The sequence below is a fragment of the Gordonia sp. SCSIO 19800 genome (genome assembly GCF_018132775.1).
In the GTDB taxonomy this organism is placed as follows: domain Bacteria; phylum Actinomycetota; class Actinomycetes; order Mycobacteriales; family Mycobacteriaceae; genus Gordonia; species Gordonia hongkongensis.
The window spans coordinates 181849-195603 of sequence record NZ_JAGRQM010000005.1 but is presented as its reverse complement, the minus strand read 5'-3'; the positions used below and the strand labels follow the sequence as shown (position 1 = coordinate 195603).

The window sequence follows — 13755 nt, the reverse complement described above, 5'->3', positions numbered from 1 at the left end:
GGTGAGGGCGTCTCAGGAGAGAGGGCGCACCGCGTAGCCCGGTCCGAGACCGGCGAAGAAGTCGCGGGTGACGGCCACCGCGTTGTTCGAGTCACCGCCGCCCACCACGAGGGTGGCGAAGGCGATGTCGCCACGGTAACCGGCGAACCAGGCGTGTGACCCGCCGGCGAACTCCGCCTCACCGGTCTTGCCGAAGACCGCACCCTGGCCGTCGATCACCGACGCCGTACCGCTCGTGATGACCTCGCGCATCATCGGGCGCAATTGGGCGTAGACCTCGGGCGCCATCGAGGGCGTCGGTCCCTCGACCTTCGTCGGCTTGTCCAGGATGAGTTGCGGCACCGGGGCCTTTCGACCGTTGGCGACGGTGGCGGCCACCAGGGAGAGGCCGAGCGGCGAGACGAGGACCTTGCCCTGCCCGAAGCCGTCCTCACTGCGGGCGACGAGTTCGTTCTCGATCGGCACCGAGCCGGACACGGCGTCGAGGCCGGCGATCTCGTATTGCTGCCCGACGCCCATCGCGGCGGCGGCGTGCGCGAGGTCCGACGGACCCATCTCGCTGGCGAGCTTGGCGAACGTGGTGTTGCAGGATTGCGCGAACGCCCGGAGCATCGACACCGTCCCCAGCGAGAACCCGTCGTAGTTCGGGATCAGGCGCGGCCCGATCTGGATCGCGCCGGGACATCCGACGGGGGTGTCGGGGGTGGCCATCCGATGGCTGATGGCGGCCGCGGCGGTCACCATCTTGAAGGTCGACCCGGGCGGGTACAGACCGGTCGTCGCGATGGGCCCCGACCGGTCGGCCGCGGGATTCTGGGCGACCGCGAGGATCCGGCCGGTGGACGGCTGCACGACGACGAGCGCGATCTGGAACCGGTTGGTGGCGTTGACCGCTCGCTGAGCCGCGTTCTGCACCGTCCGCGACAGACTCAACGAGACCGCCGGCGCGGGGTCCGGGTCGTGGTCGGCGAGGACGTCGGCGTCGAGGCCGTTGGGGTTGACCGTCACCACCCGCCAGCCCGCCCGCCCCGACACCTCGGAGTCGACGACCTTCTTGACCTCGGTCAGCAGGGCAGGCGCGAATCTCGGGTCCTCGGGGACCAGTTCGGCCTGTTCGTTGGTCACGACGCCGGGGATCGCCAGTTGGTCGCGCAATCGGTCGAACTGGTCGTGGGACAGCCGGGCGAGCGGGTACTGCTGCCGGTTCGCGGTGACCTGTTCGATGATCGTCTGCTCGTTGAGCGAGGGACTGAACCGGCGCAGTACCGCGACCGCACCGGTCACCGACTCGGCGACCGACGCACCCTGTTCGGCGGCGGCGGTCGCATCGAAGTTGACGCCCACGACGGTGCCGTTGACCATCACCTCCGAGCCGTCCGACTCGTTGACCGTCGCGCGCGGCGCCTCGACGATCTGGAGCGAAAGGCGTTGATCGGCACCGAGTTTCGGATGGATGTTCGTCGACGCCCAGCGCACCGCCCAGCCGTCGTCGGACCGGCCCATCCGCAGGGTGGCGTCGTAGGCCCAGTCGCGGCCCCGCGGCAGCGCCCACGTGTAGTCGACGTCCACCTCGGCGGTGTCCCCGGTGACGCGGACACGCCCGGCCTGCGACTCGAGCGCTTCGGCACCCAGCCCGGCCCAGGCCGACTCCATCGCCGACTCCGCGGCAGCGGGGGTGTCGGTCAGCGCCGCCGCGGTCGCGACCTCACGATCGGCGTAGGCCTGCAGGAAGCGCTCCGCGGCGCGGCGCGGGCCGTCGTCCTCGGAGGCCGAACAACCGACCGTGGCCACCGTCACGGCAGCACACACCGCGACGATCACCGCCGGGGTCCATCGAGTTCGCATGCGCCACATCGCAGTCGAGTCTAGGGTGGCCCGGCCGGAATCCCGCGACGCCACGCGGGGCGGGCACTCAGTCGACGAGGACGGTCGCGAAGGTGCCGACCTCGGTGAACCCGATGCGGTCGTACACCGCGCGCGCGGTCACGTTGAAGCTGTTGACGTACAGACTCGGAATGCGGCCGTGAGCGGCGACGGCCTCCGCGACGGCCGCGGTACCACCCAGTCCCAGTCCCTCACCGCGCCGGTCGGGGTCCACCCAGACTCCCTGGATCTGGCCGACCCGGCGGGACAGCGAGCCGATCTCGGCCTTGAACACGACGTCGGGGCCGTCGAACCGCGCGAACACCCGCTGCGCGGTGATGAGCGAGGCGAGGCGTCGTCGGTAGGAGCGGCCGCCGTCGCCGGCCGTCGGATCGACACCGACCTCGCCGATGAACATGTCGATGGCCGCGGGCATGTACGCGTCGAGGTCGTCGAGGGTCACCAGTCGCACGAGCGGGTCGGCGGATACCGCCGCGCAACATGTGAGGGCGAGCAGCGGCTGCACCGGCCGGACCTCACGCGCCGGACCCCATACCGGCTCGATCTGTTCCCACATCTGCATCACGAGGTCGGCGCGGCCGACGATGGAGGAGCATGCCCGCGGTCCGGCGATGGCGCGGTCGGAGAAGTAGTCGAGATCCTCGGGCGAACCGGTGAGCGGGATCAGGTTGGCGCCGGAGAAGCACAGGGACGACGCGGGATTCTGCGCGGTCCACAGCTCGCCGCCCAGCAACCGAGGGTTGATCCCGTGCGTCTCGAAGCGGGCCGCGACCATGCACATCGCCACCGGGTCCGAGGTGAGGACACGTTCGACAGCAGCCGCATCACGAGCGCCGAGCGGCTTGTCGCCCAGTAGCTTCAGCAACGCCGCTCCTCCCTCTCGAGCCTGCCGCCGACCTAGGAAACGGTCACCACGGGCGGGCCCACGTGAGTACCGTCTCCAGTTTCTCCTGATTCCTCGGCGATCCGCAGCGCTTCTTCGATCAAGGTCTCCACGATCTGCGCCTCGGGAACCGTCTTGATGACCTCGCCCTTGACGAAAATCTGCCCCTTGCCGTTTCCGGACGCCACGCCGAGGTCGGCCTCGCGGGCCTCGCCGGGGCCGTTGACGACGCACCCCATCACAGCGACGCGCAGCGGGACCTCCATGCCCTCGAGCCCGGCGGTGACCTCGTCGGCCAGCTTGTAGACGTCGACCTGGGCGCGGCCACACGACGGGCACGAGACGATCTCGAGCTTGCGCGGGCGGAGATTCAGCGACTGCAGGATCTGGTCGCCGACCTTGATCTCCTCGGCCGGCGGGGCCGACAGGGACACCCGGATGGTGTCGCCGATGCCCTCGCTGAGCAAAGCGCCGAAGGCGACCGCGGACTTGATCGTGCCCTGGAACGCGGGCCCGGCCTCGGTGACCCCGAGGTGCAGCGGGTAGTCGCAGGCGGCGGCGAGCTGGCGGTAGGCCTCCACCATGATCACCGGGTCGTTGTGCTTCACCGAGATCTTGATGTCACCGAAGCCGTGCTCCTCGAACAGCCCGGCCTCCCACAGCGCCGACTCGACGAGCGCCTCCGGGGTCGCCTTGCCGTACTTCTGCAGGATCCGCTTGTCGAGGGACCCGGCGTTGACGCCGATCCGGATCGGGATCCCGGCATCACCGGCCGCCTTGGCGACCTCCTTGACCCGGCCGTCGAACTCCTTGATGTTGCCCGGGTTGACGCGCACGGCGGCACAGCCGGCGTCGATCGCGGCGAAGATGTACTTGGGCTGGAAGTGGATGTCGGCGATCACCGGGATCTTGGACTTCTTGGCGATGATGGGCAGCGCCTCGGCGTCTTCGGGGCGCGGGCACGCGACGCGCACGATGTCGCACCCCGAGGCCGTCAACTCCGCGATCTGCTGCAGGGTGGCATTGATGTCGTGGGTCTTGGTGGTCGTCATCGACTGCACCGAGATCGGGTGGTCGCTGCCGACGCCGACCGAGCCGACGAAGAACTGCCGGGTCTTCCGACGCGGGGCGAGCACCGGCGGTGGTCCAGCGGGCATGCCGAGTCCGATCGGCACGGCGGTCGCGGGAGTCGGGGCGTTCATCTCGTTCACCTCTGGGGGTTTCGGTTCTTCGGTGGTATTCGGAGCCGGACGGCGACCCGGATCGTCCGGGTCACTGCCACGGGTTGATCGGGTTGATGATGTCGGCGGTGAGCGTGAGCACCATGAAGCCGGCCATGATCACCACGGCGGCGTAGGTGATCGGGAGCAGTTTGTAGTAGTCGACGGCCCCACCGGGTGCCCGGCCGAACCAGCGCCGCACGGTGTCGCGGCCCTTCTCGTAGCCGACGATCGCCATGTGTCCGCCGTCGAGCGGGAGGAGCGGGACCAGGTTGAACAGTCCCAGGAAGAAGTTGATGCTGATCAGCAGCATCCAGAACAGGTCCCACAGCCCGCGCTCGACGGCCTGTCCGCCCAGAACCGAGGCGCCGTAGACGCTGACCGGGGTGTCGAGGGCGCGTTCGCCGCCGGTGACCGCGGTCCACAGCGCACCGATCTTCGACGGCAGGGACAGCAGCGCGTTCCAGGTCTCGACGAACAGGTCGCCGGTGAAGCCGATCGCGCCGGGCACGATCTCGAAGCCGCTGTAGGTGATGACGGTCGGCGGGACGTCGTAGGCGATCCCGACCATGTTGTAGGTCTGGGTCTCGCTGGTGCCGTCGGCGTTCGTCGTCGTCACAGTGGTGGGCTCGGGGGTCATCGTCAGGTCGAGTCGCTGACCGTCGCGGTCGACCGTCAGCGCGACCGGGCCGGCGGACTCGCGGATCACCGGGGTCAGATCCGACGCCCGGTCGACCGGCTGGCCGTTGATCGCCACGATGTCGTCGCCGGGGAGCAACCCGGCGACCTCCGCGGGACCGGTGCCGGCGGCACAGGGCGCGTCCTTCTTCTCACCGTCGACGATCGTGCTGGTCGCCGGCACGCACTGCGTCTCGGCGACGCGTGCCGGGGTCGGCCCCGGGTTGAGGTTCGGCAGTCCGAACGTCAGACCGACGATGATGATGAGAACGAAACCGAGGAGGAAGTTCTGGGCCGGTCCGGCGAACAGCACGACCAGGCGTTTCCAGGCCTTCTGCTTGTACATAGCCCGGTCCTTCTCGTCCCAGGCCAGCTCCTCGTGCGGGGTCATTCCGGCGATGTCGCAGAATCCGCCGAGCGGCAGCGCCTTGATCCCGTACTCGGTCTCGCCGCGACGGGTGGACCAGATCGTGGGACCGAAACCGACGAAGTATCGCCGCACCTTCATGCCCGTCGCCTGCGCGGCCCACATGTGACCACATTCATGCCAGGCGACCGACAGCAACAGCGCCACGGCGAACAGCGTGACGCCGATCGCGAAACTCACGTACCTACTCCATCCGGATCACGGGGCGCACCCGCTCACGAGGGCCGCCGATCAGACGGATGCGGCCGCGACCAGCTGCGCAGCACGATCCCGGGCCCACCGATCGGCGGCGAAGACCTCTTCCACAGTACCTGGCGTCCGGCGCCACTGATCTGCCTCGCCGAGCACCTCCTCGATGACCTCGACGATGCGCGGGAACCGGATCGCACCTGCGAAGAACCCTGCTGCGGCGGCCTCGTTGGCGGCGTTGTAGACGGCCGTCAGGCTGCCTCCCGCCGCACCGGCGCGTCGAGCCAGGTCGATCGCCGGGAACACCGCGTCGTCGACGGGCTCGAACGTCCACGACGACGCAGTCGAGAAGTCGCAGGCCGTCGACGAACCGGGCACCCGGTCCGGCCATCCCAGGGCCAGGGCGATGGGCAGCTTCATCGACGGCGGTGAGGCCTTCGCCACCGTCGCCCCGTCGACGAAGGTCACCATCGAGTGCACGATCGACTGCGGGTGGACGGTGACGTCGATGTGGTCGTAGTCGACGCCGAACAGCAGGTGCGCCTCGATGACCTCGAGGGCCTTGTTGACCAGGGTCGCGGAGTTGAGCGTGATCATCGGGCCCATCGACCATGTGGGATGTCGGCCGGCCTGCTCGGGGGTGACGTCCTCGAGTTGCGCACGGGTCCATCCGCGGAACGGGCCACCCGACGCGGTGAGGACCAGTCGATCCACCTCGGCGGCCGTTCCCGCGCGCAGGCATTGCGCGATCGCGGAGTGCTCGGAGTCGACCGGGACGATCTGCCCGGGAGCGGCGGCGTCGAGGACGAGCGCCCCGCCGGCGACGAGTGATTCCTTGTTGGCCAGCGCGAGCCGGGCACCCGATCGGAGTGCGGCGAGGCTGGGCGCCAGGCCGATCGAGCCGACGACGGCATTGAGGACGACATCGACCCCGGTGTCCGCGGCGACGGCGTCGACCAGGTCGCACATCGCATCGGCTCCGCCGAGGACCCGGCCGCCGAGGCGATCGGCGAGCTCGTCCGCTCGCGCGGTGTCGGCGACGGCGATCCGCGAGGCCGGCACGCCGAACGCGGCGGCCTGATCGGCGAGCAGATCGGGATTCGCCCCACCGGCACCGAGACCGGCGACCTCGAAGCGATCCGGATGCTCGGCGATCACCTCGAGAGCCTGGACGCCGATGGAACCGGTGGAGCCGAGGATCAGCACGCGTGTGGGCACGCACCCATTCTGGACCATCCACGTCGACGAACCGCCGCCGCCGGTGACACCGGACCGTCCTGCGGGCGGGGGGTGCCGCTATGCTGCTCGGAGAACTACTACCGATCGTCAGACATCTGACGTCCGCGCTGTGAGGAGTGGCTGTGGCAAGCACCGATGTTGAGCACACTGTGGGGCACGGCGATGGAGGGCATGGCGAAGTCGAGGTCATCGACACCGGCTGGCGCCGCGAGCCCGCCGATGCCCCGTCCGCCCGGTTCGGCTGGCACGGAGCGGCGACCAAGACCTTCTACGGTGCGGCCATCTTCTTCGCGCTGTTCCTCCTCGCGATGATCATCGGCAACCACACCGGTCACATCGAGGACCTGTACCTCATCGCCTTCGCCGCGGGCACCCTGTTCTTCGCCGTGCGCGGATGGTGGATGAACCGCGGAAAGTGGTCCTGACCAGACACATCGATTCATCGACGACGAACGCCGAGCGGTGATCCGCTCGGCGTTCGTCGTATCTGCTTCTCAACTCGCCCCGGGTCGACGCCCCGGGGTCAGCGCTCTTCGGCCGCCAGCTGACCACACGCGGCGGCGATCTCCTGCCCGCGCGTGTCGCGGACGGTGCACGAGACCCCCTGTTCGCGGACCCGGCGGACGAATTCGCGTTCCACCGGTTTGGGACTGGCGTCCCATTCCGATCCCGGCGTCGGGTTCAGCGGGATGAGGTTCACGTGCACCAGCGACCCGAGGGCGCGGTGCAGCTTCTCCCCCAGCAGGTCGGCCCGCCACGGCTGATCGTTGACGTCGCGGATGAGGGCGTACTCGATGGAGACGCGCCGTCCGGTGGTGTCGGCGTAGTAGCGGGCCGCCTCGAGCACCTCGGCGACCGACCACCGGTTGTTGACCGGGACGAGGGTGTCGCGGAGTTCGTCGTCGGGCGTGTGGAGGGAGACCGCGAGCGTCACCGCGAGCCCCTCGTCGGCGAGACGGCGGATCGACGGCGCGAGACCGACGGTCGACACGGTCACCGAGCGGGCGGAGATCCCGAGGCCCTCCGGCGCCGGCGAGGTGATCTGCCGGACGGCGCTGACCACTCGCTTGTAGTTGGCCAGCGGCTCACCCATGCCCATGAACACGACGTTCGACAGGCGTCCGGGCTCGCCGAGTTCTCCGTCGCGCAGCGCGCGGGCCGCGGCCCTCACCTGATCGACGATCTCGGCGGTCGACAGGTTGCGGTCCAGTCCGCCCTGCCCGGTGGCACAGAACGGGCAGGCCATGCCGCAGCCCGCCTGGCTCGAGATGCACAGCGTGTTGCGATCGGTGTAGCGCATGAGGACGCTCTCGAGGAGTGTGCCGTCGTGCAGGCGCCAGAGCGTCTTGCGGGTGGAGTCGTCGTCGCAGGAGATGTGCCGGACCGGGGTGAGCAGCTGCGGGAAGAGCTTGTCCCGCACCGATTCGCGCGACGCCGACGGCAGATCCGTCATCTCGTCGACGTCACCGTTGAGGCGCGCGTAGTACTGGCGGGCCAGTTGATCGGCCCGGAACTTCGGCAGCCCCAGGTCGGCCAACACCGCGACGCGACCGGCGGGGTCGAGGTCGGCGAAGTGTGTCGGCGGCCGCCCACGCTTGGGCGCGTCGAACACAAGTGGCAATGAGGTCATTTCGCCATTGTCGCATGTCATGATGAAGTGATGACGACACCCGAGGACCGACGGCACACGGGTTCGGTACCGGCGTGGGGCGAACAGCCCGCCGGGTCACCGCCACCGGCGACCGGCCATGCGCACACCCCGGAGCAGCACGCCCCCGACCCCGACCCCGACCATCGCGACCGTCTCCGCCGCACGGTCGCCGATGTGGAACACACGCGGACGCGCGCCACCTGGTTCGGCGTGGTGATCGGCGCGATCATCCTGGTCCTGCTGCTCGTCTTCATCGTGCAGAACCTCCAGTCGCAGAACATCGACTTGCTGTTCTGGGAGGTCAATCTGCCCCTCGGGGTCAGCCTGCTGATCGCGGCCATCGCCGGTGCGCTGGTCGTCGCGCTCGTGGGCGGCCTGCGGATGCTCCAACTGCGACGCGCGCTGAAGAAGGCAGCCAAGTAACGTCCGGCGGCGCGCTGGCCCGCGCTCAGAGCAGCGCGGTCAGCACGACCCACACCACGAACGCCGACGGCAGCAGGCTGTCGAGCCGGTCCATGATGCCACCGTGGCCGGGCAGCAGCGTGCCCATGTCCTTGATCCCGAGATCGCGCTTCACCTGGGATTCGACGAGATCACCAAGGGTCGCGCAGACCACCAGGACCGGTCCCAGGATGATGCCGATCCACCAGTGGCTCTCGAGCAGGAACACCACGCAGCCGACGGCACCGACAGTGCCGACGACGAGCGAGCCCACCATGCCTTCCCAGGACTTCTTCGGACTGATCGCCGGCGCCATCGGGTGCTTGCCGAACATCACGCCCGCGGCATAGCCGCCGACGTCGGAGCACACCACGACGACCATCAGCGTGGCCACTCGGGCCGCCCCGTCGTCCTGCACCACCAGGTGGGCGCCGAACGACGCGAGCAGCGGCAACCACGCCAGCACGAACACCGTGACGGCAAGGTCGCGGAGATAGTTGACCGGCGCCTTGTCGATGCCCTGCCCGAGGAGCTTCCACACCATCGACACCAGGGCCGTCGCCACGAACGCGACGAGAGCTCCGGTCGGACCCCAGGGCCAGCTCGCCCAGATGATGGCCTGGCCGCCGATGAGCAGCGGCCAGAGAGCGACGTCGTAGCCGCCGGTGCGGAGACGTTTGATGACCTCCCAGGTGGCGACCGCGAACGCGACCGCCACGAGGCCGTACCAGACCTTCGGGACGAAGATCAGGATCGCGATGATGCTGATGCCGAGTGTGCCGCCGACCGCGATCGCGGCCGGCAGGTCGCGGCCGGCGCGCGACTTCTTCTCACCGCCCCGTTGCGGAACCTCGTTCACACCTCGAGCAATTCGTCTTCTTTGTGCTTGACCAAGTCGTCGATCTGGTGCACGTAGGTCGCCGTGGTCTTGTCCAGTTCCTTCTCGGCGCGTGAGACCTCGTCCTCGCCGGCCTCGCCGTCCTTCTGGATGCGCTTGAGCTCGTCGGCAGCCTTGCGCCGCACGTTGCGGATCGCCACCTTCGCGTCCTCACCCTTGCCCTTGGCCTGCTTGACCAGATCGCGGCGACGCTCCTCGGTGAGCTGCGGGACGGCGACCCGGATGATCGTGCCGTCGTTGGTCGGATTGACCCCGAGGTCGGAGTTGCGGATCGCGGTCTCGATGTCGCGCAATGTCGACGCCTCATACGGCTTGATCACGACGAGTCGCGGTTCGGGCGTGTTGATGCTCGCGACCTGGGTCACGGGGGTCATCGAGCCGTAGTACTCGATGTTGACCTTGTTGAACATGGCCGGGTTCGCCCGCCCGGTGCGGATGGAGCCCATGTCCTCCTTGGCGACGTTGACCGCCTTCTCCATCTTCTCCTCGGCGTCGAGCAACGCGTCGTCGATCATCTTCGTCCTTGTTCCGTTCGGTCGGTGTTCTCGTCGATCTCGGGGTCAGGCGCCGGTTCAGGTGCTGACCAGGGTGCCGATGCGGTCACCCGCGACCGCACGGGCGATATTGCCCTGCTGGAGCAAATTGAACACCAAGATCGGCATCTTGTTGTCCATACACAGGCTGAAGGCCGTCGCGTCGGCGACCTTGAGCTCCTTGTCGAGCACCTCGCGGTGAGTGATCTCGGTGAAGAGGGTGGCGTCGGGGTTGGTACGCGGGTCGGCGTCGTACACGCCGTCGACCGCCTTGGCCATCAGGACCACCTCGGCCTTGATCTCCAGCGCACGCTGGGCCGCGGTGGTGTCGGTGGAGAAGTACGGCATCCCCATGCCGGCGCCGAAGATGACGACGCGGCCCTTCTCCAGGTGCCGCTGGGCGCGCAGCGGGAGATACGGCTCGGCGACCTGCCCCATCGTGATGGCGGTCTGCACCCGGGTCGAGATCCCGCGCTTCTCCAGGAAGTCCTGCAGCGCAAGGCAATTCATGACCGTGCCGAGCATGCCCATGTAGTCCGAGCGGCTGCGGTCGAGCCCTCGTTGCTGGAGTTCGGCGCCGCGGAAGAAGTTGCCGCCGCCGATCACGACGGCGACCTGGACACCGGAATTGACGACGTCGGCGATCTGGTCGGCGACGGTACCCACGACGTCGGGGTCGAGCCCGACTTCGCCGCCACCGAACATCTCGCCGCCCAACTTCAGCAAGACCCTACGGAATCCATCCCGCCGGATGGGGTCGGACGCTTCACTCATCGGCTTCCTCACTCGTCGGTTCGGTGAACTATCGTACGTCGTCACCGGAACGGACCCGCGACACGCGTCGTGCGCGCCGCGCGAGGGTGCCCTGGGGATTCAGCCGCGCAGGGCCGCCTCGAACTGCGGCCAGGCACGATGCAGTTCGTCCTGCCAGTACGGCCACGCATGGGTACCGCCCTCGTAGAGGTGGAACGTCGCCGGCACACCGATGTCGCGCATCCGGCGCTGAAAGTTCTTCGTGCACTGCGCCGTGGCGGTTTCGATCACCGCCCCGACCGCGATCTGGTCGAACAGCTTGGAGCCGTTGCCCTCGATGCCGGGGCCGTCGAGGGTGTCGTACCGGCCCGGCATCCCGGATCCGTTCGAGACGTAGATCGACGTTCCCCGGAACGCCTCGGCGTGCAGGTACGGATCGTTCGCACGCCACGCGGGGTCATCAGGCGGTCCCCACATGTTCAGGGTGTTCGCACCGCCGCGGCCCTCGACGACCATCCGGACGACGGCCTGCCCAAGCGGATCGCTGGTCTGCGCGCAGCCACTGAACGAGCCGATCGCCTGATAGACCGACGGCGCATGCAGGGCCAGCTGGAACACCGACGTGCCCGCCATCGAGATCCCGGCGATCGCATTGCGTCCGGTGCCGTCGAAGCGCTCGTCGATCGTTGCCGGCAACTCCTCGGTGAGGAAGGTCGCCCACTTCTGCCGCCCCAGCACGGGGTCGGACCGCTGCCAGTCGGTGAAGTAGCTCGCCGCGCCGCCCATCGGGACGACGATGTTGACGTTCTCGTCGGCGAAGAAGGTCCGGATGTCGGTCCGGTCGAACCAACTGCTCCCACCTTCCCCGCCGGCCGCGCCGTTGAGGAGGTAGAGCGTCGGGGCGGACCCCTGTCCGCGGGCCGGCCACACCTTGACCGGGACCACCCGACGCATCGCCACCGACCGGACGGCGACCTCGATCTCACCCCCGCGCTGTACCGTCTCGCCGACGATGCGAGCGGGCGCGGGTGTCGCGGCGGCGGGCGCCGCCAGTCCGAGTGTCGCAGCGAGCAGCGCGATCACGAGGGTCGCGGTCCGCACCGTCGTGTGCAGGTTCCCCGGTCGGTCACCGTTGGCAGACCCGTCGTCCATACCCCTCGCCTTCATTCGGGTGCGACCGCCGTCACACGCGCAACCCCGGCAGTGTGCCCGACGCACCGCCCGATGTCCACATGGGTCAATCGTCCAGCACCGCAACGGCATTCGATGAGACAGAGAGACAGGGACTGATACAACGTCTCATCGCACCACGGTTGTCCCGTTTCCCCGGCCGTCGAGGTTACCGTGCGGTAGGGTGCGTCCCGGTCGGCCGCTCCACCGTCGGGGACACCTCGGACATCTCTGGTGCGTCGGTCGCCGGATCCACTTTCCCGCAGGCGAATCGAGGAGCACACATGATGAAGTTCGGCCTCATCGAGGAATGGGAGCCCCGTCCCGGTCACCTGACCAGCTGGGTGGCCTCCCTCGCTTCGGTGACGAATGCCGATCGGGCTCCTGTGCATCCCTCCCCACCGTCCCACCAGCAGGAGGAGTACCTGCGTGTGGCGTGGCGCAACGAGTCCGCGGGTTTCCGTTTCGCGCGGCTCTGCCTGATGGCGTTCGACGTCTCGGCCCCACTCGACGTGTCCGCCATGACGAGCGCGGTCAACGAGTTCGTGCGGCGCCACGACAGTTTCCGGTCGTGGTTCTCGATGGAGGACGACGGTTCGATCCTCCGCCATCTCGTGCCCCCGGAGGTCGTCGAACTCATCCCGGTCGTATACGGAGACCGCGACGCCCCGCAGCTGCGGACGCACGTGCAGGACGAGACCTCGGGGCCGTTCAACTGGGACTGCTTCACCTTCGGAGCCATCGAGTGGGAGGGCGGGTTCACCCTCTACGCCGCGGCCGACCATCTCAACACCGACGGGATCTCCCAGGCCATCACCTGCGTGGACCTGTTGACCCTCTACATGAATGCGGCCTTCGGCGGCGACGCCGAGCTGCCCCCGGTCGGCAGCTACCTCGACTACTGCGCGCGCGAACGCGCCGTGTCGCGTCAGTTGACACGTCGTTCACCGCACGTCCAGCGCTGGATCGACCTGGTGCAGGCCAACGGCGGACGACTACCCGGTTTCCCGTTGCCGCTCGGCACCGGCGCGCAGACCTACACGCGCAGCGCGATCGTGAACTCGACCCTGTTCGACGAGCCCACCGCCGCGCGCTTCGAGCAGATCTGTCGCGATCTGGGCGCCAACATGATTGCCGGGATCATGACGGCGGCCGCCCTCGTGTACGCCGAATTCACCGGTCGAAGTGAGTATTTCGGGATGACGCCGAAGAGCACGAGATCGGGCACCGCGGAGTTGAAGTCGGTGGGCTGGTTCACGAGCCTGATCCCCGTTCCTCTCACCGTCGACGACGACACCACGTTCCGCTCCCTGGTACCGGAGGCTGCGCGCAGCTACGAGTCCGGAAAAGAACTGACCGACATCTCGTTTCACCGGGTTCTCGAACTCGTGGAACCCGCCGACGAGATCGCGGTCCGGTCCGGCTGGGCGGTGCCGATGGTGTCCTACATCGACGTCCGCAAACTACCCGGTGTCGAGATCTTCGAAGCCGGGAACGGGTGCCTCTTCGGCAATCGTGGTAGCAGCGAAGAGGTGTACATGTGGGTCAATCGGTTCTCCGGCCAGACCTCGATCACGTTGCTGTACCCCGACACCGAGATCGCGCGCGAGTCCGTCACGCAGTATGTCGAACGATTCGTCGCGGTGATGTCCGCGGTCGCCGACCTGGGCGACTACCGACCCTCGCTGCCGGCCCTCGCACCGTGACCGCCGGCCCCGCGGCGGGCCGGGAGACGACGGGCACTCTGCGCGATCGTCCGGGGGCCTGGGCGGCTCTCGCGGGATGCCTG

13 protein-coding genes are annotated in these 13755 nt (G+C 68.5%); 3 read left to right on the top strand and 10 right to left on the bottom strand.

The annotated features are described in order from the left end of the window. Positions 1-12: 12 nt before the first annotated feature. The 5 genes from KB201_RS08320 to dxr form a co-directional block, all read right to left on the bottom strand. Positions 13-1854, bottom strand: coding sequence for a penicillin-binding transpeptidase domain-containing protein (locus KB201_RS08320; RefSeq protein ID WP_211538807.1), 1842 nt, complete (start codon positions 1852-1854; stop codon positions 13-15). A 58-nt stretch (positions 1855-1912) separates the two neighbouring features. Continuing rightward, on the bottom strand, positions 1913-2749 hold the full coding sequence (locus KB201_RS08315; protein ID WP_211538805.1) for a GNAT family N-acetyltransferase: 837 nt from the start codon (positions 2747-2749) through the stop codon (positions 1913-1915). 32 nt (positions 2750-2781) lie between these two features. Further along, positions 2782-3969, bottom strand: a complete 1188-nt coding sequence (gene ispG, locus KB201_RS08310) for a flavodoxin-dependent (E)-4-hydroxy-3-methylbut-2-enyl-diphosphate synthase (protein ID WP_078112440.1) — start codon at positions 3967-3969, stop codon at positions 2782-2784. Positions 3970-4039: 70 nt separating this feature from the next. After that, on the bottom strand, positions 4040-5272 hold the full coding sequence (locus KB201_RS08305) for an RIP metalloprotease (protein ID WP_078112253.1): 1233 nt from the start codon (positions 5270-5272) through the stop codon (positions 4040-4042). A 51-nt stretch (positions 5273-5323) separates the two neighbouring features. Then, positions 5324-6499, bottom strand: a complete 1176-nt coding sequence (dxr, locus tag KB201_RS08300; RefSeq protein ID WP_078112252.1) for a 1-deoxy-D-xylulose-5-phosphate reductoisomerase — start codon at positions 6497-6499, stop codon at positions 5324-5326. 143 nt (positions 6500-6642) lie between these two features. Here dxr and KB201_RS08295 point away from each other — a divergent pair, with 143 nt between their 5' ends. Continuing rightward, on the top strand, positions 6643-6945 hold the full coding sequence (locus tag KB201_RS08295; protein WP_078112251.1) for a DUF2631 domain-containing protein: 303 nt from the start codon (positions 6643-6645) through the stop codon (positions 6943-6945). Between the two features lie 98 nt (positions 6946-7043). On the opposite strand, the gene rlmN is transcribed toward KB201_RS08295, so the two are convergent. After that, the gene (rlmN, locus tag KB201_RS08290) at positions 7044-8150 is read right to left on the bottom strand and encodes a 23S rRNA (adenine(2503)-C(2))-methyltransferase RlmN (protein ID WP_211538796.1); all 1107 of its coding nucleotides are present in this window, start codon (positions 8148-8150) and stop codon (positions 7044-7046) included. 30 nt (positions 8151-8180) lie between these two features. Between rlmN and KB201_RS08285 the strand changes: the two genes are divergently transcribed. Then, positions 8181-8594, top strand: coding sequence for a lipopolysaccharide assembly LapA domain-containing protein (locus KB201_RS08285; RefSeq protein ID WP_211538788.1), 414 nt, complete (start codon positions 8181-8183; stop codon positions 8592-8594). Between the two features lie 25 nt (positions 8595-8619). Here KB201_RS08285 and KB201_RS08280 read toward each other — a convergent pair whose 3' ends face one another. From KB201_RS08280 to KB201_RS08265, 4 genes are all read right to left on the bottom strand, one after another. Beyond that, positions 8620-9471 carry a phosphatidate cytidylyltransferase gene (locus tag KB201_RS08280; RefSeq protein ID WP_159370638.1) on the bottom strand — a complete coding sequence of 284 codons (852 nt, stop codon included), beginning with the start codon at positions 9469-9471 and terminating at the stop codon, positions 8620-8622. Then, a complete protein-coding gene (gene frr, locus KB201_RS08275; protein ID WP_058250099.1) occupies positions 9468-10025 on the bottom strand; it encodes a ribosome recycling factor in 558 nt (185 codons plus the stop codon). Before frr ends, KB201_RS08280 begins: the two co-directional genes overlap by 4 nt. A 57-nt stretch (positions 10026-10082) precedes the next feature. Next, complete coding sequence (gene pyrH / locus KB201_RS08270; protein WP_058250098.1) at positions 10083-10817, bottom strand: UMP kinase; 735 nt, start codon at positions 10815-10817, stop codon at positions 10083-10085. Between the two features lie 99 nt (positions 10818-10916). Further along, positions 10917-11948, bottom strand: a complete 1032-nt coding sequence (locus KB201_RS08265; RefSeq protein WP_211538786.1) for an alpha/beta hydrolase family protein — start codon at positions 11946-11948, stop codon at positions 10917-10919. An 80-nt stretch (positions 11949-12028) separates the two neighbouring features. On the opposite strand from KB201_RS08265, the gene KB201_RS08260 reads away from it, so the two are divergent. Beyond that, positions 12029-13672, top strand: coding sequence for a condensation domain-containing protein (locus tag KB201_RS08260; protein WP_374193903.1), 1644 nt, complete (start codon positions 12029-12031; stop codon positions 13670-13672). The last annotated feature ends 83 nt before the right edge of the window (positions 13673-13755 follow it).